The following is a 25,963-nucleotide window of genomic DNA, read 5'->3' on the forward strand; positions in this document are numbered from 1 at the left end:
TGGCGTGCATCACAAGGGATTTACCTTGAGTAAATACCTTTAGCACTATCAAAAACTTCAATCGTCTTGAGGCTCAATATATTTCAAGTCAATTTTCAACTTGCCTAGCACAACATCCAACGCAACCTCGCACGCATTCCAGACCGGTAGCGCAGCTGTCATTTTTTGCTCTTTATACAGTTTTCTGAGCGCAATCAGACTTTTATGGATACCGACATCCACTTCAGGACTTCCCGGACTAAACCAGTCCTTCTCTCCCGTCCCATCAATATAATCAAACAGCAATTTACAATGATCGTCCTCGGCAGAAAGTTCAGCCTCAACGATAACTGCGACCGCTGAATCAGGTGCAGTGTCAATCAGTACCTGGCCAATACGGCGATAAATCTCGTCTTCGCTCATCCTGTTCGCCCCGAGCAGCCAAGGGGCGCTCTCGTGCTTCCCTCCATTTCCGATGAAGCAGGTGACAACATCGCTATCAGACATGGGCCGGTCATCCTTGTCCTCTGAACCTGACATCTGTACGCATCAAAGCTAACACTTCGCGCCAATTCCAGAGAATCCCCTCTAAATGGTCAAAAGGAACACTCCGACCCACTTCGCTTTCAGCAAAGACATTCATCGCTTTTTTACAAGCAACATAGAAAACGTTAAAACACAGCGCATCAACGTCTTGTAGTGAGATAAAGCTCTGACCCTGTTCATCCAGCGTTTCATAAATTTTCAGCAGGCAATCGCTATCCTTCGCTGAACAACAAGCCCGGGTACTCTCGACTATGCAGTCAAACAACCCTCTGGTTAACGCCAACCCGAAACCATCCGCGATCGCTATGTACATCCCCATACATAACCTCAGAATTATGATTTTGTTTCAGAGGGGATAAATGCGCGCTTCGGCCAGAACGTCCAAACGATGCGAAAACGCCCACAGGGCAGCCTGCGAGAAGTCTGTTCGATCCCTCAATATCGATGTGATATGCGCGATGGTAGATTGCCATCATTCTAGCGTCAATAAGTCATACCGCAGCTTTTTCCACAACCGCTCTAAAGTGGACTTTTGCATCTCAATGCTGACGTTTCGCCGAAAAAAGCTACCTGTTGATCGCATAAAGTGATGTCACTTCGGGCACTTGATACTGAACTTTTGACTGCTTCAAACCCTCAACCGGTTAACCCGCCTTAACCGGAACTGAGGCCTGCCCCGATGAAAACCCTGATCAAGCTCACCCTCGCCGCCACCCTCGCCTGCGCCCTGCCCGTTTGGGCCTGTACACCGGAAGAAGCCACCGCCAAACGCGAACAACTGGCCAAGGAAGTCGCCAAGCTCACCGAACAGAATCCGGCCAAGGCCAAGGAGATCAATGCCGAGTTGCAGAAGATGGATCTGGGCACGGCCAGTGCGGATCTGCCGGATAAATGTCAGTTGATTGATCAGCGGTTGAAAGAGTTGGGCACGGCGGAGAAGAAAGCCGAAAGCTAAAAGCCAGATCAAAAGATCGCAGCCTGCGGCAGCTCCTACACCGATCCCTGTAGGAACGGCCGAAGGCTGCAATCTTTTGATTTTGAAAATGCATTTATGCATTTATTTATTTGCATTAACGCATATCCACATCTACGGTTACATCGAGCAACGAGATCGGAGCCCGCCATCTGACATGGCAATCCTTGCACACCGATCGCTCGGCAACACCGCAACACCTACACAAGCTGGACGCTTGTTTTCACTCATGGAGGATTGAAAAATGTTAACCACAGAAGCAACGCAATTCACTGGCGAATCTTTGCCAAGGTGCCTGACTGGCCATCTGCTCGACCCGCAACTGGCCGAAGTCGAGGCTGCTGAACAAATCAGCGCCCTCGCCGCCGGCAGCCTTAACTTCAACATGCAGAAACAGACCCAGACCAACTGGTGCTGGGCCGCCGTGTCCGCCTCGGTCGGCAATTATTACGGCACCGGCAACTGGACGCAGTGCGGCGTGGCCAGCACCCAGCTCGATCGCAACTGCTGCAATCAGCCGGGACCGTGCAATGTCTACGGCTATCTGGACTCGGCCCTGCAAACCACCCGCAGCTACAACGGCATGAATCAGGGTTCGCTGCAGATGTCGGCCATTCAGAACCAGATCAGCATGGGCCGCCCGGTCGGTTTGCGCTGCGCCTGGTACGGTGGCGGTGCGCACTTCCTGACGATCTATGGCACCAATGGCGATTACGTGTTGGTCGCAGACTCGATCTACGGCTACTCGACCCGCGCACTGAACGCATTCCCCCGCGCCTACAACGGCGGCGGCAACTGGACCCACACTTACTTCACAGTAAAAAACTAGGAGGGCGAGATCATGCAACTGACTTATCCAAAGGCGCCTTCCAACGGCGTTCAGACTTTGCGCCCGGCGCTGCAAGCCGCGCTGCAAACCCAAGGCTTTGGCGCCAATCGCCAGCTCGCCAACACGGCACCTGCAAAAATCAGCCTCAGCGAAGCCTATCGCGGCTACTCGTTGAACCTGGAGGACCTGAGCCACGGCAAAGGCCTGAAAGACGCCCGCCTCGGCGATTGGCATTACCTGGTGTTTGCCGACGGCGTGACGATTGCCGATGCGCAATTGGCTGAAGTGCGCGGTCACGTCGAGTTCGCCTCGCTGAACCACGGCGATCACGCCGCCGCGACAGTGGGAGCGTTGAAACTGGCAGAGCAAGCGCCGCAACTTCAGGGCAAAACCGTTGAGTTGCGCGTGCTGTTTGTCTCGGCCCTGCACGTTGTCGCGATCTGGCTGCATGCCGACGGTGAAGACGTGCTGATCCCGATCGAGCCGACACCGAAAGAGCTGGCGACCACGCGGTTGTACAGCGAAGCAACACTGCTCGCCGCATTGAGACCGGCAGCGGATCAAGCCAAGCGGCGCTTTGACGCCGACACCAGTGGCCAGCTCGGCAACTGATGGACGAAAAAAAAACCGGACACTGTCCGGGTTTTTTCTATGCGCCTGAAAAGACTTACTCAGCCGCTGGCTCTGCCGGCTTGCGGCGCTTGAGCGGGGCCATGCCGTCGCTGCTCACCAACGAATCCGGCTTCGGACGGTTGGCGCTCTTGCGCTTGGTCGGCGTCTTGGCGGCCGTTTTCTTCTTGTCGCCCTTGGCGTCGGTCTTTTTCTTCTTCACGCCAACGGCTTTGCCCGAAGCCTTGACCTTTTTCGGTCCGCCGTAGGTGCCTTTGACTTCCTTGATGGTGCGGCGCTCGAAGCTCTGCTTGAGGTAGCGCTCGATGCTCGACATCAGGTTCCAGTCGCCGTGGCAGATCAGCGAAATCGCCAGGCCGTCGTTACCGGCGCGGCCAGTACGACCGATGCGGTGCACGTACTCGTCGCCGCTGCGTGGCATGTCGAAGTTGATCACCAGATCCAGACCATCAACGTCCAGACCACGGGCCGCAACGTCGGTGGCCACGAGGATCTTCACGCCGCCCTGCTTCAGACGGTCGATCGCCAGTTTGCGATCCTTCTGGTCTTTCTCGCCGTGCAGCACGAACGCTTTGTATTCCTGAGCCACCAGGCGGCCGTAGATGCGGTCGGCCATGGCGCGGGTGTTGGTGAAGACGATGGCCTTCTGATAGGTCTCGTTGGCCAGCAGCCAGTTAACAATCTGCTCTTTGTGCTGATTGTGATCGGCGGTGATGATCTGCTGGCGAGTGGTCGAGTTCAGCTGGCTGACCGCGTTGAGCTGCAAGTGTTCTGGGTTGTTCAGCACCTTGCCGATCATGTCGCGCAGGCCGGAACCGCCGGTGGTCGCGGAGAACAGCATGGTCTGCTGACGGTTCGGGCATTCGTCGACCAGACGCTGCACATCTTCGGCGAAGCCCATGTCGAGCATGCGGTCGGCTTCGTCGAGCACCAGCACTTCGACTTCTTTGAGGTCGAGGTTGCCGGCGTTGAGTTGCTCGATCATCCGGCCCGGGGTGCCGATGAGGATGTCCGGCACTTTGCGCAGCATCGCAGCCTGAACCTTGAAGTCTTCGCCACCGGTGATCAGGCCGGACTTGATGAAGGTGAACTGCGAGAAGCGCTCAACTTCCTTCAGCGTCTGCTGGGCCAACTCGCGGGTCGGCAGCAGGATCAGCGTCTTGATGCTGACGCGGACCTTGGCCGGGCCGATCAGGCGATTGAGGATTGGCAGTACGAAAGCGGCGGTTTTGCCGCTACCGGTTTGCGCCGTCACCCGCAGATCACGCCCTTGGAGCGCCAGCGGAATGGCCGCGGCTTGCACAGGCGTTGGCTCGACAAATTTCAGCTCGGCCACAGCTTTAAGCAGGCGTTCGTGCAGGGCGAATTGGGAAAACACGGGTGCTACCTCGAAGATATGCAAAAAAACAGCTGCATAGGTTACCGGTTTCGAGCGCTCAGGCCGAGTTTCTTTATACAAACGGACGCAATCAGTGGCTTTTTTGTTGCTCGATTTGTCTCCAACGGTAATACACGGCGTCTTAAATGCTCTAATCGCCCATCGCGTCTTACAGAAGAATCGTTGCTCATATGGATTTCAAACAGCTCTGGCTCAACGCCCAGGACCTCTGGGGCACCCTCGAACAGCATCCGCTCTTGCAGGCAGGGCTCGCGCTGACGGTGTTACTGGTAATCGCGCTGCTGCTCGGACGAGTGGCGCGCTATCTGATCCTGCACGCCAGCCGCATGCTCGGCCGACAGCCGGCGCTGCACTGGATCAATGATTTTCGCCATAACAAGGTGTTTCAGCGCCTGGCGCAGATGACGCCGTCGCTGGTCATTCAGTTCGGCCTGCACCTGGTGCCGGAACTGAGCAAAACCGCGATGACCTTCCTCGGCAATGTGGCGCTGTCGTTCACCATTCTGTTCCTGCTGCTCTCGGTCAGCGCCCTGCTCAATGCTCTGCTCGACATCTATGCACGCACCGAACATGCACGCACGCGCTCGATCAAGGGTTACGTGCAACTGGCGAAAATGGTCTTGTACGTGTTCGGCGCGATCATCATCGTCGCAACGCTGATCGACCGTTCGCCGCTGTTGCTGCTGTCCGGTCTGGGTGCGATGTCGGCGGTGATTCTGTTGGTCTACAAGGACACGCTGCTGTCGTTCGTCGCCAGCGTGCAACTGACCAGCAACGACATGCTGCGAGTCGGCGACTGGATCGAGATGCCGCAGGTTGGCGCCGATGGCGATGTGGTCGATATCACCCTGCACACGGTCAAGGTGCAGAACTTCGACAAGACCATCGTCTCGATCCCGACCTGGCGGCTGATGTCCGAGTCGTTCAGAAACTGGCGCGGCATGCAGCAATCCGGCGGGCGGCGGATCAAGCGCAGCCTGTTCATCGATGCCAGCGGCGTGCGTTTCATCCGCGACGACGAAGAGGAAAAGCTCTCGCAGGTGCACTTGCTCACCGATTACATGAGCCGCAAGAAAGCCGAACTCAAAGCGTGGAACGAGGCACAGGGCAATGTCGCGGCGATGTCGGCCAACCGCCGGCGCATGACCAATATCGGTACGTTCCGCGCCTATGCGTTGGCCTATCTGAAAAGTCATCCGGAGATTCAGCCAAACATGACCTGTATGGTCCGGCAGATGCAAACCACCGCGCAGGGGATTCCGCTGGAAATCTACTGTTTCACCAGCACCACGGCGTGGGCTGATTACGAGCGGATTCAGGGGGATATTTTTGATTATCTGCTGGCGGTGTTGCCGGAGTTTGGTTTGAGCCTGTATCAGCAGCCGAGTGGCGGGGATTTGCGTTCTGGCCTGCTGCCGGCGGTACTTGGCGCGGCCAGCATTCCTGAACCGCAGAAACACCTCATGTAACCCACGATTCCCGTGTAGGAGCTGCCGCAGGCTGCGATCTTTTGACCTTAAAGATCAAAAGATCGCAGCCTGCGGCAGCTCCTACATGGGGTCATGCAGTGCGGCGGATGCCCAGTCGGCTGATCCATACGGCGGCAAGGATGACGCTGCCACCGAGGAACAATCTTCCAAGTTCCTCATGCTGATTCCAGATCAGCAAATTCAGCAGCAACCCCACCGGCACATGCAGGTTGTTCATCACCGCCAGTGTGCCGCCGTTGACCATGCACGCGCCCTTGTTCCACCAGTACAAGCCCAATGCGGTCGAGACCAGACCGAGGAACAGCAACACGCCCCACTGCAGCGGCGCTTCCGGGAGGAAGTTGGCTTTGCCGAACATCAGGAATGCCGGCAGCACCACCGCCAGCGCGCCGAGGTAGAAGAAGCCGAAACGCCGATAGTGCGGCAGATCACTCGGGTGCTTGGCCACCAGATGCTTGTACATCACCTGACCTGCGGCGTAGGTGAAGTTGGCCAGTTGCAGCAACAGGAAGCCCATGAAGAAGTCCGGACTGATGCTGTCGAAGCGAATCACCGCCGCCCCGCCGACTGCCACCAGCGCGGCGATCAGCGCCCATGGGTTGAAGCGTCGGTTCAGCGCATCTTCGATCAGCGTCACGTGCAACGGCGTGAGGATGGTGAACAGCAACACTTCCGGTACCGTCAGCACACGGAAACTCAGGTACAGACAGACATAGGTCACACCGAACTGCAACGCCCCAATCACCAACATGCCGCGCATGAACGAAGGTTCCACCGAACGCCAGCGGGTCAACGGAATGAACACCAGCCCCGCCAGCACGACGCGCACCAGCACCGCGAAATAACTGTCGACATGACCGGCCAGGTATTCGCCGATCAGACTGAAGGAAAACGCCTGGATCAGCGTGACAAAAAGTAGATAGCCCATGCTCGCCCCTAATTTGAATGGCGGCGACGATAGCGGTTTTTGCGCAAGACCGCGAACCCAAGGACAACACCGATTCCTGTGGGAGCGAGCTTGCTCGCGAAGAGGCCATGTCAGTAAACATCGTTTCTGAATGAAATATCGCTTTCGCGAGCAAGCTCGCTCCCACAGGGATCTGATGACATTCAACGAATCGCAGGCAAAAAAAAGCCCGATCTCGCTAATGCGTTCAATCGGGCTACAGCACTCAGGAGCAACAAGTGCAAAGGGAGGTTCGATGCGCGTAGAGCCTTGAAGGGGTTGCGCCAGGTCACTTAAACAATCGGCGATTATCTGGCGATTAACATATCAAGCCACCTGGGACAGCTTGGCGTTGGCCTGATTCAGACCCTTCTCCTGGAAATCGCCACCGAGGTTCATGCCCTCGGCGTGAATGAACGTCACGTCGTTGATGCCGATGAAACCCATGACCTGGCGCAGGTACGGTTCCTGATGGTCAGCCGGGCCACCGGCGTAGATACCGCCGCGAGCAGTGAGCACATAGGCACGTTTGCCATTGAGCAAGCCTTGCGGGCCGGTTTCGGTGTACTTGAAGGTCACGCCGGCACGCAGCACGTGGTCGAGCCAGGCCTTGAGGGTGCTCGGGATGGCGAAGTTGTACATCGGCGCGGCCATGACCAGCACGTCGGCGGCAAGCAACTCATCGGTCAATTCGTTGGAGCGGTCCAGCGAGGCTTGCTCGTTGGCGTTGCGTTGCTCGGCTGGTTTCATCCAGCCGCCCAACAGATTGATGTCCAGGTGTGGCACCGGGTTCACGGCGAGGTCGCGTACGGTGATCTGATCGGTCGGATGTGCCGCTTTCCACTGACTGATGAAGGTCTGGGTCAGTTGACGGGAAACCGAATCTTGCTGGCGGGCACTGCTTTCGATGATCAGAACGCGGGACATGGTGTGTAGCCTCCATCCGAGAATGTTGTAGGTCGATGGAGTGAAGGTTAAACAGAGTCGAATCGATGAAAAAGCGCAAATAATTGCTGCAAAGTATCGAAAAATTCGTTTAGATGCTGACACATACCCTGTGGGAGCGAGCTTGCTCGCGAATTGGCCGTATCAGTCGACATCATTGTTGAATGACACACCGCTTTCGCGAGCAAGCTCGCTCCCACAAGGGTTCGCGGTGTTATTTCGGGGTGCAGGTCAGATTGATGCGCAGTTTGATGATCTCGCGGGTGAACTTGGCCGTGGCGTTTTTATGTTTGCCGGCCGGTACCTCGATCGTGCGGGTGCGCGGTGCTTCCGGGCCATTGCTGAACACAGCTTTGCATGTCGCATCGACATCACCGTAGTTGGCCACCCGAATCGAGCCGATGTCGTTATCGGTGTCGAAGGTCTCGTAGTCGATCTTCATGCCGTTGAGATCTTTCTGCACATCGATCGGGTACGCAAAAGCACTCAGCGGTAGCAACGCCAGCAGCACACAACAGAATTTTTTCATTCGGCAGTCTCCATGAGGGACGGCCAGCTTAGGACAAGAGGAGCTATTGATGAAAGCGCCCCGCGTGACCCTTGATCAATGGCGAACATTGCAGGCCGTGGTCGACCACGGCGGATTCGCCCAGGCCGCCGAGGCCTTGCACCGTTCGCAATCGTCGGTGAGTTACACCGTCGCCCGCATGCAGGATCAGCTCGGCGTGCCGTTGCTGCGCATCGACGGGCGTAAAGCCGTGCTCACCGAAGCCGGTGGCGTGTTGCTGCGTCGTTCGCGACAACTGGTGAAACAGGCCAGCCAACTGGAAGACCTCGCCCATCACATGGAGCAAGGTTGGGAAGCCGAAGTGCGGCTGGTGGTTGACGCCGCCTATCCAAGCGCACGCATCGTCCGCGCATTGACCGCGTTCATGCCGCAGAGTCGCGGTTGCCGCGTGCGTCTGCGAGAGGAAGTGTTGTCGGGTGTCGAGGAAGTGCTGCTCGAAGGCGTAGCGGATCTGGCGATTACCGGCCTGAGCATTCCCGGTTATCTCGGCGCGGAGTTGAGCGACGTCGAGTTCGTCGCCGTCGCCCATCCCGATCACCCGCTGCACCGGCTCAATCGCGAGCTGAGCTTTCAGGACCTGGAAACCCAGATGCAAGTGGTCATCCGCGACTCCGGCCGTCAGCAACCACGGGACGTCGGCTGGCTCGGCGCCGAGCAGCGCTGGACCGTCGGCAGCCTCGCCACGGCGGCCACGTTCGTCAGCAGCGGCCTCGGTTTTGCCTGGCTGCCACGGCACATGATCGAACGAGAACTGAAAGATGGCTCGCTCAAGCTGCTACCGTTGGACAGGGGCGGCAACCGCAACTCGAGCTTCTATCTGTATTCGAACAAAGACAAACCCTTGGGCCCGGCCACGCAAATCCTCATCGAACTGCTGCGCACCTTTGACACCTTGCCGCTGGACGCGCCGTTCGCCGCCCCAGAACAAGCCTGACACGGAGTTCACCGATGGCATATTTCGAGCACGAAGGTTGCAACCTGCACTACGAGGAATATGGCCACGGCACGCCGTTGCTGCTGGTTCACGGGCTCGGTTCGAGCACGCTGGACTGGGAAATGCAGATCCCGGCACTGGCCGCGCACTACCGGGTGATCGTCCCGGATGTCCGTGGCCACGGGCGCTCGGACAAACCGCGCGAGCACTACAGCATTGCCGGTTTCAGCGCCGACCTGCTGGCGCTGATCGAGCACTTGAACCTCGGCCCGGTGCATTACGTCGGGCTATCGATGGGCGGCATGATCGGCTTCCAGTTCGGCGTCGATCATCCGCAAATGCTCAAGAGCCTGACCATCGTCAACAGCGCTCCCGAAGTCAAAATCCGCAGCCGCGACGATTATTGGCAGTGGTTCAAACGCTGGAGCCTGATGCGACTGCTGAGTCTCGCGGCCATTGGCAAAGCGCTGGGCGGCAAACTTTTTCCGAAACCCGAACAAGCCGATCTGCGGCAGAAAATGGCCGAACGCTGGGCAAGAAACGACAAACGTGCTTATCTCGCCAGCTTCGATGCAATTGTTGGCTGGGGCGTTCAGGAACGACTTTCCCGAGTGACCTGTCCAACGCTCGTCATCAGCGCCGACCGTGACTACACACCGGTGGCACTGAAAGAAACCTATGTAAAACTGCTGCCCAATGCGCGGCTGGTGGTGATCGCCGATTCGCGCCACGCCACCCCGCTCGATCAACCCGAACGCTTCAATCAAACGCTGCTGGAGTTTCTCGCCGCAGTCGATATTCAATCTCAGGATCACTGACCCATGCTGAAAAAACTCGCCCTCGCCGCTGGTACTGTGCTGTTTGCCGCCAACCTGATGGCTGCCACGCCGGCCAAAGCACCGCACGTGCTGCTGGACACCACCAACGGCCAGATCGAAATCGAACTGGACCCGGTCAAGGCGCCGATCAGTACCAAGAACTTTCTGGATTACGTCAACAGCGGTTTCTACAACAACACGATTTTCCACCGTGTGATCCCGGGCTTTATGGTCCAGGGCGGCGGTTTCACCCAGCAGATGCAGCAAAAAGAAACCAAGGCTCCAATCAAGAACGAACACAAAAACGGTCTGGCTAACGTTCGTGGCACCTTGTCCATGGCTCGCACTTCCGTACCTGATTCGGCGACCAGCCAGTTCTTCATCAACGTCAAGGACAACGACTTCCTCGACCAGGGCGACGGCTATGCAGTATTCGGCAAAGTGGTCAAAGGCATGGACGTGGTCGACATCATTGTCAACTCGCCGACCACCACCAAAAGCGGCATGAAAGACGTACCTGCCGACCCTGTATTCATCAAGTCGGCCAAAGTCATCGACTAAGCTGTACAGGGCGTATCGAGCGGCGCTGGATTAACACCACGCCGCTCACACCGATGAAAGGAGAGCCCGTACTCCGGGCGGTTATCTGATGCTCTATCGCCGTTTCGAACAACTGATCGACATATTCCGTGAAGCCCCGACGGCGTCACCTCCCGATCGCGTCTGGCCCTTCTATACCTACTACCTCAAGCAAGTCTGGCCAAGTTTCGCCGCCCTGCTCGTCGTTGGCCTGTTAGCCGCGTTGATCGAAGTGGCGCTGTTCAGTTACCTGAGCCGCATCATCGACCTGGCCCAAGGCACACCGAACCCGAATTTCTTCAGCGACCACGCCCTCGAACTGACGTGGATGCTGGTGGTTGCCCTGGTGCTGCGGCCGATCTTCTTCGGCCTGCACGACCTGCTGGTGCACCAGACGTTAAGCCCCGGCATGACCAGCATGATCCGCTGGCAAAACCACAGCTACGTACTCAAGCAGAGCCTGAATTTCTTCCAGAACGACTTCGCCGGGCGCATCGCCCAGCGCATCATGCAGACCGGCAACTCGTTGCGTGACTCGGCGGTGCAAGCGGTGGATGCGCTGTGGCACGTGGTGATCTACGCAATCAGTTCGCTGGTGTTGTTCGCCGAGGCCGACTGGCGCCTGATGATCCCGCTGCTGACGTGGATCGTCGCCTACATCGGCGCGCTGTATTACTTCGTTCCGCGCGTGAAAGATCGCTCGGTGGAGGCTTCTGACGCGCGCTCGAAACTGATGGGCCGCATCGTCGACGGCTACACCAATATCGCCACGCTGAAGCTGTTCGCCCACACCAACTTCGAACAGCACTACGCCAAGGAAGCCATCGAAGAGCAGACTGTCAAAGCGCAAATGGCCGGCCGCGTCGTCACCAGCATGGACGTGGCGATCACTGCCATGAACGGCCTGCTGATTGTCGGCACGACCGCATTGGCGCTGTGGTTGTGGACGCAGTCGTTGATTACCGTCGGCGCAATTGCCTTGGCCACGGGACTGGTGATCCGCATCGTCAACATGTCCGGTTGGATCATGTGGGTGGTCACCGGCATTTTCGAAAACATCGGCATGGTTCAGGACGGTTTGCGCACCATCTCGCAACCGGTCAGCGTCACCGACCACGAGCAGGCCAAACCGCTGGAAGTCGCCCGTGGCGAAGTACGTTTCGAGCACGTGGATTTTCACTACGGCAAGAAGCGCGGGATCATTGGCGACCTCAACCTGAACATCAAACCGGGCGAGAAAATCGGTTTGATCGGGCCGTCCGGTGCCGGCAAATCAACGCTGGTCAACTTGCTCCTGCGCCTGTACGACGTCGAAGGCGGACGCATTCTGATCGATGGCCAGAACATCGCCGAAGTCGGTCAGGAAAGCCTGCGCGCGCGGATCGGCATGATCACCCAGGACACCTCGCTGCTGCACCGTTCGATCCGCGACAACTTGCTGTACGGCAAACCGGATGCGACCGATGCCGAGTTGTGGGATGCCGTGCACAAGGCGCGCGCCGATGAGTTCATTCCGCTGCTGTCGGATGCTGAAGGTCGCACGGGGTTCGATGCGCATGTCGGTGAGCGTGGGGTGAAATTGTCCGGTGGTCAGCGTCAGCGCATTGCGATTGCGCGAGTGCTGCTCAAGGACGCGCCGATCCTGATCATGGACGAAGCGACCTCGGCGCTGGACTCGGAGGTCGAGGCAGCGATTCAGGAAAGCCTGGAAACGTTGATGCAGGGCAAAACCGTGATCGCGATTGCGCACCGTCTTTCGACCATTGCGCGGATGGATCGGCTGGTGGTGCTGGAGAACGGCAAGATTGCCGAGAGCGGCACCCATGCTGAACTGCTCGCCCATCGCGGGTTGTATGCGCGGCTATGGGCGCATCAGACCGGGGGGTTTGTCGGCATCGACTGACAGTTATGCCCGACGCAAATCCTGTGGGAGCGAGCCTGCTCGCGAAAGCAGTCTGTCAGTCCCATTGATGTTGACGGATACACCGCTTTCGCGAGCAGGCTCGCTCCCACAGGGGATTTGCGCAGTCCCGACTGGATAAAACCGCCACAGCCCGCCAACCACGGGCGCTGGCGGTTTTTTTATGGCCGCTGGAAATCGGCAAAAAGCCTGCTGTACTCAGCCAAGGTTCCGGAATGGAGCCTGTCGTAAGTCTGCAAGGATGCACAACTCGATGCAGTCTCGATAGCAGGGCTATCAAGGACGCCTCTCATGTCTCTGTTCAAACGTTCAGTCACTGAGTTGTTGGGTACGTTCTGGTTGGTATTGGGTGGTTGCGGCAGTGCGGTGATCGCCGCGTCTTCACCGTTGGGAATCGGGGTGCTGGGGGTGGCCCTGGCGTTTGGTCTGACGGTGCTGACCATGGCGTTTGCCATCGGCCACATCAGCGGCTGTCACCTCAACCCAGCCGTGTCGGTCGGTCTGTTCGTCGGCGGCCGGTTTCCGGCCAAGGAGTTACCCGCCTACATCATTGCCCAAGTGCTCGGCGCGATTCTCGCGGCGGCGCTGATCGCCCACATCGCCAGTGGCAAGGAAGGCTTCGACATCGCCGCAGGCCTTGCTTCCAACGGTTATGGCGAGCATTCGCCGGGCAAGTACTCGATGGCGGCGGGGTTTGTCACTGAGTTGGTGATGACCGCAATGTTTGTGATCATCATCCTCGGCGCCACCGATAGACGCGCCCCCCCGGGACTGGCACCGATCGCCATCGGCCTGGGCCTGACGTTGATACATCTGATCTCGATTCCCGTCACCAATACTTCAGTAAATCCGGCGCGCAGTACCGGGCCGGCGTTGATGGTCGGCGGCTGGGCGATCGCGCAGTTGTGGATGTTCTGGGTCGCGCCGCTGATTGGCGCGGTGGTCGGTGGCGGGATTTATCGCTGGCTGGGCAAAGAAGAAACCTGAGGGGTGCCTGAGATCCCCTTGTAGGAGCTGCCGAAGGCTCGGGCCGCGATCGGACGATCTTTTGATCTTGCTTGCAAACAGCAAAATCAAAAGATCGCAGCCTTCGGCAGCTCCTACAGGGGATCTAGGTTTGGCGATAGGGCAACGCTGTTTTCGCTTCTTCGGCATACGCAAGGATGCCGGCGCGTTCCTGTTGCAGGAAATCTTTCACCGCCGCTTTCAGACCCGGATGCCGCAGGTAATGCCAAGAGTGGGTGATCACCGGTTCAAACCCGCGAATCAGCTTGTGCTCGCCCTGGGCGCCAGCATCAAAGCGTTGGAAACCTTGGGCAATCGCGTAATCCATCCCCTGATAAAAACACGTCTCAAAGTGCAGCCGGTCAAACTCCGCCAGACACCCCCAATAGCGGCCGTAGAAACTGTCGCCACCGACCAGACTGAACGCCATCGCCACCGGCCGTGAGCCCTGTTTGGCCAGCACCACGCGGATCGCTTCGGGCATGCGCTCGGCCAACAGACTGAAAAACTCCCGCGTCAGATAGGGCGTCTGGCGCCGCACCGCGTAGGTGTTGGCGTAACAGGCGTAGACAAAATCCCACTGCGCCTCGTCCAGCTCGCGCCCCTCCAGCCATTCAAACTCAAAGCCCTGCCCCGCCACCAGCTCGCGCTCCTTGCGCATCTGTTTGCGCTTGCGCGAACTGAGCACGTCGAGGAAATCCTGAAAGTCACGATACCCGCGATTTTGCCAGTGGTACTGACAGCCAATGCGTTGCAGCCAGCCCGGCTGTTCGGCCATCGCCGCATCGGTGAACAAGTCGGTGAAGTTGATGTGCGCGCTGGAAAGCCCTTCGATCTCCAGATAACCCGGCAGGCTCTTGAGCAGTTCGAAACCGTCTTCGACATTGGCCGCCAGCAAGCGCGGACCACTGACCGGACTGAATGGCACAGCCGTCAAAAGCTTGGGGTAATAATCGATACCGGCGCGGGCGCAGGCGTCAGCCCAGCCGTGATCGAACACGTACTCGCCGTAGGAATGCCACTTGCGATAACTGGGTAACGCGGCGATCAGTCGATCATCTTCGATGTGCAGCAAATGCTCCGGCTGCCAGCCGGTGTGGGGGCCAACGCTGCCGCTGTCTTCCAGCGAACCGAGAAAGGCGTGGCGCAGAAACGGCTGGCTTTCAGGCACCAGCGCATCCCAGCTTGCCGAGGCGATTTGCGACAGGTTTTGCAGGCGTTGCAACGGCATCAACAAGCTCTCCACAACAGGACTTCAGCGCCCGGCGAGTATCGCCGATTGCGCGGCATTGCACACCCGCAATCGGCCGACAGCGCTCTGGATCAATAGTTCAGGGCGAATCGATATCGTCATCAACCTGCCATCACTGTGCCACTGCTCTGTCATAAACCATCGCGATACTGGCGCCTGTTTTTAGAGCGCCGGGTTCTACCCGGACACTGTTTTCCGACGCTCGAATCGTCGGTTGTGCCCCGGATGGCTGTGCCATCCCCTCTCATCTTCGGAGATTGCTATGCGTCTTGCTTCCACGAAAACTGCGGCGGCCCTGTGCGGTGGCTTGGTGCTGGCCATGAGTGTTCCGGCCAGTGCTGCAGTCGACGCCAAACTGCTCGACATGCTCAAGGCTAACGGTTCCATTTCCCAGGCGCAGTACATCGAACTGCAAACTGAACTGGCCAAGGATCAGAAGGCTCAGCAAATCGCGCAGCAGGCGCAGCAAGAAACCAACGAACAAGTCGCTGCTGTTGCGAAGAAAACCAACGAACAAAGCGTCTTCGACCAGAAACTGGCCTGGGCGGCCAAGACCCAGTTCAAGGGCGATGTGCGTATCCGCCAGGAAACCATCAAGATCGACGGCGAGCCAAACAATGGCGGCCGCGACAAGGATCGTCAGCGTATTCGTGCCCGTCTGGGTGCCTACACCGAGATCAACCCGCAGGTCGACACCGGCATCCGTATCGCCACCGGCGGCGGCGATGACGCGCGTTCGACCAACCAGGATCAGGACAACTACTTCGACAAGAAGCAGATCTGGCTCGACCTGGGTTACATCGACTACCACCCGGATCAGATCAAGAACCTGCACATCATCGGCGGCAAAATGCTCCAACCGTGGGTCAGCATGGGCGACGTGATCTGGGATAGCGACATCAACCCGGAAGGTCTGGCCGTTACCTACAAATACCCGTTGGGCAGCAGCGCCGAACTGTTCGGCAGCCTGGGTAACTACAACCTCAAGGACAACGTCGACGGCGATGGCGTGCAATTCCGTCACGACCTGCGTCTGACCGCTGGCCAGTTGGGTAGCCGCTTCAACATCACCGACAACCTGAAAGTCACCTTGGGCGGCAGTGTCTACGCCTATCAGAACGACGAAGACAGCCGCTGCACCGGCACTTCCACACCGTGTGCGCTGGCAGTCAACGGCAACTCGGCCAACAACGAATTCCGTCTGTATGAAGGGTTCAGCCAGGTTGATATCGGCGGTCTGCCGATGCCGCTGTCGTTCTACGGTCAGTACGTGAAGAACAACGACGCCGTGACCGATCAGGACACCGCGTGGCTGTTGGGTGCCAAGTCGAAAGTCTTCGGCCTGAACCTCGATTACAACTATCGTGACGTGCAGCGCAACGCCGTGGTCGGCGCCTTCACCGACTCCGACTTCGCCAACGGCACCACCGGTTCCCGTGGTCACAAGTTCAAGGTCGGTTACGACATCGACAAGAACTTCGCCATTGGCGCTACGTACTTCCTGACCAAGGCCGACTTCGCCAGCCGTACCCAGCGTGACGCTGACGCCAACACCTTGCAGCTGGACGCCGAAGCCAAGTTCTAAAACGCTTCACCAATAGCCCGGTGCGGGCGGGACGATCCCCATCATCCGTTCGTTTCGCTCGCGCCGGGCTATTTCTGCAGGATGCAAAAATCCCCTGTAGGAGCTGCCGAAGGCTCGGGCCGCGATCGGACGATCTTTTGATCTTGATCCTGAAAACAAGATCAAAAGATCGCAGCCTCGTTTCACTCGACAGCTCCTACAGGGGATTATCTTTTCGGCGTTGCTCGGCCAGACGTTCGGCCAGTTCTTCGACGCCTTCTTCCGGTTTCTCCGGCATCGCCTTCAAGGTCGCCTGCATCAAACGCATCTGGCGAATGAAACGCCGGCAGTTCGGGCAAAACATCAGGTGATGACGCACCATCCACTTTTCACCAAAGCTCAATTGGTCATCGAGATAATCGCTGGAGCGCGCCACTTGTTCCTTACAGGTCAGCATTCTCCGGTCTCCTCAAAATGCTCCACGGTCGCGAAGACTTTCAGCCGCGCACGATGCAGCAGCACACGGACATTGGAGAGCGAGATCTCCAGAAGATTACAGATCTCCTCCAGCTCCAGACCCTGCCGTTCGCGCAACAGCAAAACGCTGCTTTGCAGTTCCGACAGGTTCAGCAGGGTGTGCTCCAGACATTCGCGCAATTCGCTCTCGGTCAACAGCGCTTCCGGTGTGTCCTGGTGCCAGGCGAACGGGGCGACCAGCCAATGGCCGTCACCGGGAGAAAAGCGGTCGTCATCAATGGTGCCGTGAGGCGATGGCAAATCATCCATCAACACTTCGCGGCGATTCTGTTTATAACGACTTTTGGCCGAGTTGGCCGTGATGGTCAACAGCCAGGTCTTGAGACTGGAACGACCTTCGAAGCTGGCAATATGGCGCACCACCGATAGCCAGGCGTCCTGCACCACTTCTTCGACATGGCGCTGGCCGACAATCGCATACGCCACCGCGCGCATGGCGCTCTGATACGTCGTCACCAGTTCCTTGAAAGCCTGTTGCTCACCGGCCAGCAAGCGCGCAAGCAGTTGAGTGTCGTCAGCCGCCATCCATCAATCCCCTTGTCCCGATTCCGAAAATGACGGCAGCAGGTCTTCACCTGCCGCCATTTCCGAAAAATTACAGCGTTTGAGCCGATTCGGATGTAGGAAAGGTCAGCGCGATTAAGAAGAAATTAAACTTATTTTCAACGCTTGCGCAGAATCACACTGCCGATCGAATAGCCGGCGCCGAACGAACTCAGCACCGCCAGCGAGCCGCTCGCCAGATCATCCTGATACTTGTGGAAAGCAATCACCGAACCTGCGGAGCTGGTGTTGGCATAAGTGTCGAGGATCACCGGCGCTTCTTCTTCGGTGGCTTCGCGGCCGAGCAGTTTGCGCACGATCAGGTGGTTCATGCTCAGGTTGGCCTGATGCAGCCAGAAGCGCTTCACGTCGCCGACGTTGAGCTGATTCTCTTGCAGATGCTCGCCGATCAGTTCGGCAACCATCGGGCAGACATCCTTGAACACTTTGCGGCCTTCCTGCACGAACAGCTTGTCGCGGGCACCAACGCCCTCTTCAGCCGCGCGGTTGAGGAAACCGAAGTTGTTGCGGATATTGTTGGAGAACTTGGTCAGCAGCTTGGTGCTGACCACATCGAATTGGTGTTTGGACGTCGCGGTGTCAGCGCGCTCGATGATCACCGCAGTCGCGGCGTCGCCGAAGATGAAGTGGCTGTCACGGTCACGGAAGTTCAGGTGACCGGTGCAGACTTCCGGATTGACCATCAGGATCGCCCGGGCCTGACCGAGTTGCACGCTGTTGGCGGCGGCCTGAATGCCGAAGGTTGCCGAGGAGCAGGCCACGTTCATGTCGAAACCAAAACCCTGAATGCCCAAGGCTTCCTGGACTTCGATGGCGATGGCCGGATAGGCACGTTGCAGGTTGGAGCAGGCGACGATCACGCCGTCGATGTCGGCGGCGGTTTTGCCGGCGCGTTGCAGGGCCTGTTCGGCCGCGCCGATGGCCATCTGACAAAGCACCGACCATTCGTCGTTGGAACGCTCCGGCAGACGTGGTGCCATGCGTTGTGGATCAAGGATGCCGTCCTTGTCCATGACAAAGCGGCTCTTGATGCCGGAAGCCTTTTCGATAAACGCAGCGCTGGATTCGGTCAGGGCCTGGACTTCGCCGCTGGCGATCGCGTCGGCGTTGTCGGCGTTGAACTGGGCGACGTAGGTATTGAAAGACTGCACCAGCTCTTCATTGGAGATGCTGTTGGCCGGGGTGTACAGGCCGGTGCCGCTGATGACGACGTTATGCATGGTCGTTTCTCTAATCTGTTCAGGCAGAAAGTGCTGGAACCGTCGTACCAACACACAAAGGGTCTATTCCCGTCCGGGGAACGCAAACCTGGCATCGCTTTATTCCGTCTCGCACCACGGCCGAAGGCTCTGGGTCGCGAAACCGGCGTTTATGGTCGCGAAGTTTGCCATAAACGCAGGCTTTTGGCCCCTTTCTCAAGCACAACCCACATCCCAATGTGGGAGCGAGCCTGCTCGCGATTGCGTCGTATCAGTCGCTATTGAGTTGACTGACACTCTGCTTTCGCGAGCAGGCTCGCTCCCACAGGGGATTGCGCATGGCTCAAGGTCAGGGTTCGACCTGGCTCCACTGCTTGTTCAGGCGTTTGTCGGAGATCGGGACCTTGGTGCCCAACTGTTGAGCGAACAGCGACACCCGGTATTCCTCCAGCCACCAGCGGTACAACTCCAGCTGCGGATCGCGTTTGCCTTCCTGTGCATGTTTCGCTGCGCGGGTCTGGTATTGCGCCCAGAGGCCGGCAAGTTCGCCGCTCCAGACGCGATCCTTCTGCACCTGCGCGCCGAGTTTTTCGAAACGCTGCTCGACCGCTTTCAGGTAACGCGGTAACTCCTTGAGCCACTGCATCGGCGTCTCGCGGACAAATCCCGGATACACCAGATTGTTGATCTGCTGCTTGATATCGTTCAGGGCCACGGCCTGGGCCAGATCGATCTTGCCCTTGAAGCGCTTTTGCAAACCGTGCCACAGCTTGAGAATCTCCAGGGCCAAGCGCGCCACGCGTTCGGCATGTTCTGTCCAGCTGCCACGTTTGCGCTCGGCCAATGCCGCCAACCCGGCGCCGTCGCGGGGCAACGGGTCTTCGCCTTCCAGAATGCAGCTGTCGACGCTGGCCAGCAGAATGTCTTCGACCAACGCATCAACCCGACCCAACTCGCGATAGAGCAGGCCCAATTCAGTCTGCCCCGGCAACTTGCCGCGCAGGAATTTGGCCGGCTCAGCCAGTTGCTGCATCAACAAACGCTGCAAAGCGCGACGATGCTGGAATTCGGCTTCGGCCGGGGTCGAGAAGCGCCCTTCCTTGACCGTGCCGCCCTCCTCGACCAGCGCCGGATACACCGTCATCGACAGCCCGGCGATCTTCTGCTGAGTCTTTTCCGCGACCGGCGCGAAAACCTTGGCCTCCACCGGTTGCTGACTTTTCGCACTCTGCGGCACCGCCAGCGCGGCCTGACTGGCTTCGGCAAACCGCGCAGTCAGCTCGGCCAGATCTCGGCCTTCGCCGAGGAACCTGCCTTGGCCGTCGACGATTTCCAGGTTCATCCGCAGATGCCCCTCGACGCCTTGCTCAGCTTCGGCCCACGCTTCATCGCTGACCCGCGCGCCGGTCATGCGCAACAATTCGCGGCCCAGCGCCTGCGGCAACGAACCCTCGGCAAAGATCATGCGTTGCAACGCGGCTTTGATGAAGTCCGGCACCGGCACAAAATTCTTGCGTAGCGCTTTCGGCAAGTTGCGCACGAGAGCGATGCACTTGGCCTCGATCATCCCCGGCACCAGCCACTCCAGGCGTTCCGGCGGCAACATCGGCAACAACGGTGCCGGTACGCGCAGGGTCACGCCGTCGCGCGGGTGATTGGGTTCGAAGTGATAGGTCAGCGCCAGCTCCAGATCGCCGATGTGCAGCGTGTCCGGGTAATCGCGCGCAGTGACTTCACTGGCCTCGCGGGCCAGTACGTCCTCTTCGCGCATGATCAGTAGTTGCGGGTTCTTCTGGCTGTTGATGCGATACCAACTGTCGAAGGTCGCGGTCTGGTGAATCTCCGCCGGCAACCGCGCATCGTAGAACGCGTACAAGGTTTCTTCATCGGCGAGAATATCGCGACGACGGGCCTTGGCTTCCAGTTCGTCGAGCTGTTCCAGCAGTTGTTTGTTGGCGGTCAGGCACTTGGCTTTCGACTGAATCTCGCCACGCACCAGGCCTTCACGGATAAAAAGCTCCCGCGAAACCACCGGATCCACCGGCCCGTAATGCACCGGCCGACGGCCGACCACGATCAGCCCGAACAAGGTGATCTGTTCGAACGCCACGACCTGGCCGCGCTTCTTTTCCCAGTGCGGTTCAAAGTGGTTTTTCTTGATCAGGTGCCCGGCCAGCGGCTCGATCCAGTCGGCATCGATCTTGGCGACCATGCGCGCGTAAAGCTTGGTGGTTTCCACCAGCTCGGCGGTCATCAGCCATTGCGGGCGCTTCTTGCCGATGCCCGAAGACGGATGAATCCAGAAACGCCGCTGACGTGCGCCGAGGTAATCGCCGTCCTCGGTTTTCTGACCGATCTGGCTGAGCAAACCGACCAGTACCGCTTTGTGCAGTTTCGGATAGTCCGCCGGCTCTTTATTCAGACTCAACTGCATGTCGCGGCAGATCAGGCTCAACTGCCGATGGGAATCGCGCCACTCGCGCAGACGCAGATAGTTGAGGAAGTTCTTGCGGCACCAGTTGCGCAGCGGACTCGCAGTCAGCGCCTGGCGTTGCTCTTCAAAACCACGCCACAGATTCACCAGACCGGCGAAATCCGAATCGACATCCTTCCACTGTGCGTGAGCCTGATCGGCCGCTTGCTGACGCTCCGGCGGCCGCTCGCGTGGGTCTTGAATCGACATGGCGCTGGCGACGATCAGCACTTCCTGCAGGCTGCCCAGTTTGGCCGCTTCGAGCAGCATGCGGCCCATGCGCGGATCGACCGGCAGGCGCGCAAGTTGACGACCGAGCGGGGTCAACTGGCTGTTGCGATCCACTGCCGAAAGCTCTTGCAGCAGGTTGAAACCGTCACTGATCGCCTTGCCGTCCGGCGGCTCGATAAACGGGAACGCGGTGATTTCGCCGAGGCGCAGATGCAGCATCTGCAAAATAACCGCCGCGAGGTTGGTGCGCAGAATTTCCGGATCGGTGAACTCCGGGCGCCCATTAAAATCTTCTTCGCTGTACAACCGAATGCAAATGCCCGGCTCGACCCGACCGCAACGGCCTTTACGCTGATTGGCGCTGGCTTGGGAAATCGCCTCGATCGGCAGACGCTGGACCTTGGCGCGATAGCTGTAACGGCTGATTCGCGCGGTGCCGCTGTCGATCACGTAACGGATGCCCGGCACGGTCAGCGAAGTCTCGGCAACGTTGGTCGCCAGCACCACGCGACGCCCCGGGTGCGACTGGAAAATCCGCTGCTGTTCGGCTGGCGACAGGCGCGCGTACAGCGGCAGGATTTCGGTGTGTTTGATTTGCGCCTTGCGCAGCATGTCGGCGGCGTCACGAATCTCGCGCTCGCCCGGCAAGAACACCAGCACATCACCGGGACTGCGACGCTCGCTGCGCTCGTAAGCGGCGATTTCGTCGAGGGTCGCGAGAATCGCCTGATCCACCGTCAGGTCATCTTCGACGCGGTTGCCCTCTTCGTCCTGCTCCAGCGTCAGCGGGCGATACCAGGTTTCTACCGGGAAGGTACGACCGGAGACTTCAACGATCGGCGCATCATCGAAATGCTTGGAGAAGCGCTCCAGATCGATGGTCGCCGAGGTGATGATGACTTTCAGATCCGGGCGACGCGGCAGCAGGGTTTTCAGGTAACCGAGCAGGAAATCGATGTTGAGACTGCGTTCGTGGGCTTCGTCGACGATGATCGTGTCGTAGCGTTCGAGGTAGCGATCGTTCTGGGTTTCCGCCAACAGAATGCCGTCAGTCATCAGTTTGATCAGGGTGTTGGAATCGCTCTGATCCTCGAAACGCACCTGATAGCCGACCAGCGAACCGAGCGGCGTGCCGAGCTCTTCGGCGACGCGGCTGGCGACGCTGCGTGCGGCGATTCGGCGCGGCTGGGTGTGGCCGATCAGACCGTGCTGGCCGCGACCGATTTCCAGGCAGATTTTCGGCAACTGCGTGGTTTTGCCCGAGCCGGTTTCGCCGGCGATGATCAGTACTTGATGCTTTTCCAGCGCCTTTTTGATCTCGTCACGCTTGGCCGCAATCGGCAGACTGTCGTCGTAACGAATCACCGGCAGGCTCGCCTTGCGCGTCAGCACCTGATCGCAGGACGCCTGCATGCGCGTCACCCACTGAGCCAGCTTGGCCTCGTCGGGTTTCTTGCGCAGCTCAAGCAACTGCCGCCGCAGCCGGTGACGGTCGGCGAGCATGGCGTGATCGAGGTTTTTCAGCAGTTTGTCGATGGAGGGCGATTCGTCGGTCATCGGGTAGGCAATTCGGTCGTCTATTTATGCAGGGGGCGGATTGTCGCAGATTTGGGGGATTTGTGGCGTGTCTGGGGGATTGCGGCCCTCACCCTAGCCCTCTCCCGGAGGGAGAGGGCTGGGGTGAGGGTGTTTTTTAGAGGGCTATTCGTTATCCAACCCTTTACGCCGATACGGAAAGACATCAATAACCTTCCCCGCCCGAATCGCCTCTTGCAGGCTCTTCCAGTAATCAGCGTTATACAACTCGCCATGCAACTGATCGAACAACTTGCGCTGCCCGGAATCGGCAAACAGAAACGGCGGAAACTCCTCGGGAAACACATCCAGCGGCCCGATCGAGTACCACGGCTCGGACGCCATTTCGTCCTCCGGCGTGCGCGGCGCCGGAATGTGGCGGAAGTTGGCTTCGGTCAGGAAGCAGATTTCGTCGTAGTCATAAAACACCACCCGCCCGTGCCGGGTGACGCCGAAGTTTTTCAGCAGCATGTCGCCGGGAAAGATATTCGCCGCCGCCAGTTGTTTGATCGCCAGACCGTAATCCTCCAGCGCCTCACGTACCTGCGCGTCATTGGCGTTTTCCAGATACAGATTGAGCGGGGTCATCCGCCGTTCGGTCCAGCAGTGGCGGATCAGCACCGTGTCGCCCTCGACCGACACCGTCGACGGCGCCACTTCCAGCAACTCCTCCAGACACGCCGGATCAAATTTGCTCAGCGGAAAACGGAAGTCGGCAAATTCCTGTGTATCGGCCATGCGCCCGACCCGGTCGACGCTTTTCACCAGTCGGTACTTCTCGATCACCGTAGCGCGGTCGACGTTTTTCGACGGCGAAAAACGGTCCTTGATGATTTTGAACACGGTGTTGAAACCCGGCAGGGTAAACACGCTCATGACCATGCCGCGCACGCCCGGGGCCATGATGAACTGGTCATCGGTGTTGGCCAGATGATTGATCAGTGCGCGGTAGAACTCGGATTTGCCGTGCTTGTAGAAACCGATCGAGGTGTACAGCTCGGCGATGTGCTTGCCCGGCAAAATGCGCCGCAGGAAACCGATGAATTCCGCCGGCACCGGCACGTCGACCATGAAATAGGAACGGGTGAAGGAGAAAATGATCGACACGTCGGCTTCGTCGGTGATCAGCGCATCGATCTGGATCCCGCGCCCTTCGCGGTGCAGCAGCGGAATCACCAGTGGCCATTGCTCGTCGCGGGTGTAAATGCGTCCGACCAGGTACGCGCCCTTGTTGCGGTACAGCACCGAGGAAAACAGCTCGACGCTGAGCTCAGGATCCTTGCACACCCAGTCCGGCAGGTTCTCGCGCAGCTGTGCTTCGAGGCGAAGCAAGTCGCCGGGCAGATCAGCGTAATCCTCGCTGAAACGGTAGTCGGCAAAAATGCTCGCGAGCATCCCCGACAACTGCCCTTGCGGTTTGTAGGTACGGGTTTGCGCGGCACGGGCACGGCGCAGACTCGGGCGTGTGGTGTGGATGAACATGCAGCCGTCGCTGATCAGGTCGTGGCTGAACAGCCCGCAGAAAATCGAGTTGTACCAGGTCTCCGACAGCTCATCGTCGAAGCGCAGGTCGATGACGCTGATGTAAGCGCTTTTTACCAGCGGCCAGCAGCTGACATTCATCAGCGTGTCGTCGTCGAAATACTCGCGCAGGCGGGCGATGGTTTCGCCGACCTTTTCTTCGTAGAGATTGATCCGCGCCGCCGACGCCGTTTGCGTCTCCTGCCAGCGCGCCTGCTCGAAACGCTCCCGGGCGCAGTCGGTGATGCGCCGGAAATGCTCGCGGTAATCGTCAAAGCCATCGAGGATCATGCGGGCGATGTCGGTGGCTGGCCATTGCTGCGGCATAGATAAGACCTCGGCGTGCATTCGGAAGGCTTGAGCTTAGCCACGGAACAGACCTGAGGAGAAGTGCAATTTCTGCCAAAACAGAAGCACAGGGGTACGTCAGTGCGTTTTTTCGCCGGGCAGTGGTCGGGAAAAATTAATTGCCCGATTGGCGGTTGCCATTGGCAGGGCGCTCGGCAACACTCTCGTCCCGATCAAGGAAGGAGACCCGCCGTGAGCCCTGTCGATATTTTCCGTATGTTGTCGCTGGCGGCCATCTGGGGCGCGAGTTTTCTGTTCATGCGCATTATTGCGCCAGTGATCGGCACGATTCCGACCGGATTTTTTCGCGTGTCCATCGCTGCCGCCGGCCTGTTGGTGATCCTCGGGCTGATGCGTGTGCGTTGGGACTTCAAAGGCAAGCTGAAAACCGTGATGCTGCTGGGCGTGATCAACTCGGGGATTCCGGCGACGCTGTACTCGGTCGCAGCCCAGGTATTGCCAGCCGGCTATTCGGCGATTTTCAATGCCACCACGCCGCTGATGGGCGTGCTGATTGGCGGGCTGTTCTTCAGTGAAAAACTCACCGCGGCCAAACTGGGCGGGGTGTTCCTCGGCCTGTTCGGTGTTGGCGTGCTGACCCGCGCCGGTCCCGTGGCATTTGACATGCAACTGTTGATGGGTGCCCTCGCCTGCTTGCTGGCGACCACTTGTTATGGTTTTGCCGGTTTCCTCGCGCGGCGCTGGCTGGATCAGGCTGGCGGACTGGACAGCCGATTGTCGGCGCTGGGCAGCATGCTCGGTGCGACGTTGTTCCTGTTGCCGTTGTTCGGCTACAGCGTGATCACTGCACCGCCCGTCAGTTGGGGCGGCTGGAATGTCTGGTTGTCGCTGCTCGGTCTGGGTCTGGGCTGCACGGCGTTTGCCTACATCATTTATTTCCGCCTGCTCAGTTCGATTGGCCCGGTGAAATCGATGACCGTGACCTTCATGATTCCGCCGTTCGGCGTGTTGTGGGGGGCGTTGCTACTGGATGAGCCACTGTCGATGGCGCACATTTATGGCGGGGTGTTGATTGCGCTGGCGCTGTGGCTGGTTTTGAAGCCGGCGGTGGTGAAACCTTCGCAGGTGACAGCCCGCTAGACTTCTGGCGCTGCTGAAATGGCAATCGCGAGCAGG

Annotated in this window: 23 protein-coding genes; 11 read left to right on the forward strand and 12 right to left on the reverse strand. The window is 58.7% G+C overall.

From position 1 onward, the window contains the following. Positions 1-57: 57 nt before the first annotated feature. Positions 58-486 carry a hypothetical protein gene (locus tag F8N44_RS06745; protein WP_224794738.1) on the reverse strand — a complete coding sequence of 143 codons (429 nt, stop codon included), beginning with the start codon at positions 484-486 and terminating at the stop codon, positions 58-60. A gap of 7 nt (positions 487-493) precedes the next feature. After that, complete coding sequence (locus F8N44_RS06750) at positions 494-838, reverse strand: hypothetical protein (RefSeq protein ID WP_224794739.1); 345 nt, start codon at positions 836-838, stop codon at positions 494-496. Positions 839-1,204: 366 nt separating this feature from the next. Here F8N44_RS06750 and F8N44_RS06755 point away from each other — a divergent pair, with 366 nt between their 5' ends. The 3 genes from F8N44_RS06755 (at position 1,205) to F8N44_RS06765 (ending at position 2,939) form a co-directional block, all read left to right on the forward strand. After that, positions 1,205-1,480, forward strand: coding sequence for a hypothetical protein (locus F8N44_RS06755; protein ID WP_064388340.1), 276 nt, complete (start codon positions 1,205-1,207; stop codon positions 1,478-1,480). Between the two features lie 262 nt (positions 1,481-1,742). Further along, positions 1,743-2,327 carry a papain-like cysteine protease family protein gene (locus tag F8N44_RS06760; RefSeq protein ID WP_150649776.1) on the forward strand — a complete coding sequence of 195 codons (585 nt, stop codon included), beginning with the start codon at positions 1,743-1,745 and terminating at the stop codon, positions 2,325-2,327. Between the two features lie 12 nt (positions 2,328-2,339). After that, positions 2,340-2,939, forward strand: coding sequence for a hypothetical protein (locus tag F8N44_RS06765; RefSeq protein WP_150649777.1), 600 nt, complete (start codon positions 2,340-2,342; stop codon positions 2,937-2,939). 55 nt (positions 2,940-2,994) lie between these two features. Here F8N44_RS06765 and F8N44_RS06770 read toward each other — a convergent pair whose 3' ends face one another. Then, complete coding sequence (locus tag F8N44_RS06770; protein WP_007914470.1) at positions 2,995-4,335, reverse strand: DEAD/DEAH box helicase; 1,341 nt, start codon at positions 4,333-4,335, stop codon at positions 2,995-2,997. A gap of 191 nt (positions 4,336-4,526) precedes the next feature. On the opposite strand from F8N44_RS06770, the gene F8N44_RS06775 reads away from it, so the two are divergent. After that, positions 4,527-5,825, forward strand: coding sequence for a mechanosensitive ion channel family protein (locus F8N44_RS06775; RefSeq protein WP_150649778.1), 1,299 nt, complete (start codon positions 4,527-4,529; stop codon positions 5,823-5,825). Between the two features lie 91 nt (positions 5,826-5,916). On the opposite strand, the gene F8N44_RS06780 is transcribed toward F8N44_RS06775, so the two are convergent. The 3 genes from F8N44_RS06780 to F8N44_RS06795 all read right to left on the reverse strand — a co-directional run bounded on the left by F8N44_RS06780 (position 5,917) and on the right by F8N44_RS06795 (position 8,266). Next, positions 5,917-6,774, reverse strand: a complete 858-nt coding sequence (locus tag F8N44_RS06780) for a carboxylate/amino acid/amine transporter (protein WP_150649779.1) — start codon at positions 6,772-6,774, stop codon at positions 5,917-5,919. A 345-nt stretch (positions 6,775-7,119) separates the two neighbouring features. Next, entirely contained in the window at positions 7,120-7,719 is a 600-nt protein-coding gene (locus F8N44_RS06785; RefSeq protein ID WP_150649780.1) for an FMN-dependent NADH-azoreductase, read from the reverse strand. A gap of 232 nt (positions 7,720-7,951) precedes the next feature. Beyond that, positions 7,952-8,266: a 3-phosphoglycerate kinase gene (locus F8N44_RS06795; RefSeq protein WP_150649781.1), complete on the reverse strand. Its 315-nt coding sequence runs from the start codon at positions 8,264-8,266 to the stop codon at positions 7,952-7,954. Between the two features lie 49 nt (positions 8,267-8,315). Between F8N44_RS06795 and F8N44_RS06800 the strand changes: the two genes are divergently transcribed. From F8N44_RS06800 to aqpZ, 5 genes are all read left to right on the forward strand, one after another. Then, complete coding sequence (locus tag F8N44_RS06800) at positions 8,316-9,239, forward strand: LysR family transcriptional regulator (protein WP_007914443.1); 924 nt, start codon at positions 8,316-8,318, stop codon at positions 9,237-9,239. Between the two features lie 14 nt (positions 9,240-9,253). After that, positions 9,254-10,057 carry an alpha/beta fold hydrolase gene (locus F8N44_RS06805; protein WP_150649782.1) on the forward strand — a complete coding sequence of 268 codons (804 nt, stop codon included), beginning with the start codon at positions 9,254-9,256 and terminating at the stop codon, positions 10,055-10,057. Between the two features lie 3 nt (positions 10,058-10,060). Beyond that, positions 10,061-10,618: a peptidylprolyl isomerase gene (locus F8N44_RS06810; protein WP_095049280.1), complete on the forward strand. Its 558-nt coding sequence runs from the start codon at positions 10,061-10,063 to the stop codon at positions 10,616-10,618. An 88-nt stretch (positions 10,619-10,706) separates the two neighbouring features. Continuing rightward, positions 10,707-12,539, forward strand: coding sequence for an ABC transporter ATP-binding protein (locus F8N44_RS06815; RefSeq protein WP_150649783.1), 1,833 nt, complete (start codon positions 10,707-10,709; stop codon positions 12,537-12,539). A 309-nt stretch (positions 12,540-12,848) separates the two neighbouring features. Continuing rightward, positions 12,849-13,544 (forward strand): aquaporin Z, encoded by a 696-nt coding sequence (gene aqpZ, locus F8N44_RS06820; RefSeq protein WP_064586473.1) that lies wholly within the window; start codon positions 12,849-12,851, stop codon positions 13,542-13,544. Positions 13,545-13,668: 124 nt separating this feature from the next. Here aqpZ and F8N44_RS06825 read toward each other — a convergent pair whose 3' ends face one another. Continuing rightward, positions 13,669-14,793, reverse strand: a complete 1,125-nt coding sequence (locus F8N44_RS06825) for a GNAT family N-acetyltransferase (protein ID WP_150649784.1) — start codon at positions 14,791-14,793, stop codon at positions 13,669-13,671. A gap of 283 nt (positions 14,794-15,076) precedes the next feature. Here F8N44_RS06825 and F8N44_RS06830 point away from each other — a divergent pair, with 283 nt between their 5' ends. Continuing rightward, entirely contained in the window at positions 15,077-16,399 is a 1,323-nt protein-coding gene (locus F8N44_RS06830; protein WP_150649785.1) for a putative porin, read from the forward strand. A 196-nt stretch (positions 16,400-16,595) separates the two neighbouring features. On the opposite strand, the gene F8N44_RS06835 is transcribed toward F8N44_RS06830, so the two are convergent. The 5 genes from F8N44_RS06835 to aceK form a co-directional block, all read right to left on the reverse strand. After that, the gene (locus F8N44_RS06835) at positions 16,596-16,835 is read right to left on the reverse strand and encodes an anti-sigma factor family protein (RefSeq protein ID WP_150649786.1); all 240 of its coding nucleotides are present in this window, start codon (positions 16,833-16,835) and stop codon (positions 16,596-16,598) included. Next, positions 16,829-17,440 carry an RNA polymerase sigma factor gene (locus F8N44_RS06840; RefSeq protein WP_127926234.1) on the reverse strand — a complete coding sequence of 204 codons (612 nt, stop codon included), beginning with the start codon at positions 17,438-17,440 and terminating at the stop codon, positions 16,829-16,831. Before F8N44_RS06840 ends, F8N44_RS06835 begins: the two co-directional genes overlap by 7 nt. A 137-nt stretch (positions 17,441-17,577) precedes the next feature. Then, entirely contained in the window at positions 17,578-18,699 is a 1,122-nt protein-coding gene (locus tag F8N44_RS06845) for a beta-ketoacyl-ACP synthase III (RefSeq protein ID WP_150649787.1), read from the reverse strand. Positions 18,700-19,027: 328 nt separating this feature from the next. Beyond that, complete coding sequence (gene hrpA / locus F8N44_RS06850; RefSeq protein ID WP_150649788.1) at positions 19,028-22,939, reverse strand: ATP-dependent RNA helicase HrpA; 3,912 nt, start codon at positions 22,937-22,939, stop codon at positions 19,028-19,030. 144 nt (positions 22,940-23,083) lie between these two features. Further along, positions 23,084-24,805, reverse strand: a complete 1,722-nt coding sequence (gene aceK, locus F8N44_RS06855; protein WP_150649789.1) for a bifunctional isocitrate dehydrogenase kinase/phosphatase — start codon at positions 24,803-24,805, stop codon at positions 23,084-23,086. 213 nt (positions 24,806-25,018) lie between these two features. On the opposite strand from aceK, the gene F8N44_RS06860 reads away from it, so the two are divergent. After that, positions 25,019-25,927 (forward strand): DMT family transporter, encoded by a 909-nt coding sequence (locus tag F8N44_RS06860; RefSeq protein WP_150649790.1) that lies wholly within the window; start codon positions 25,019-25,021, stop codon positions 25,925-25,927. Positions 25,928-25,963 lie beyond the last annotated feature (36 nt).

This window comes from Pseudomonas fluorescens (assembly GCF_902497745.1).
Taxonomy (GTDB): domain Bacteria; phylum Pseudomonadota; class Gammaproteobacteria; order Pseudomonadales; family Pseudomonadaceae; genus Aquipseudomonas; species Aquipseudomonas fluorescens_BM.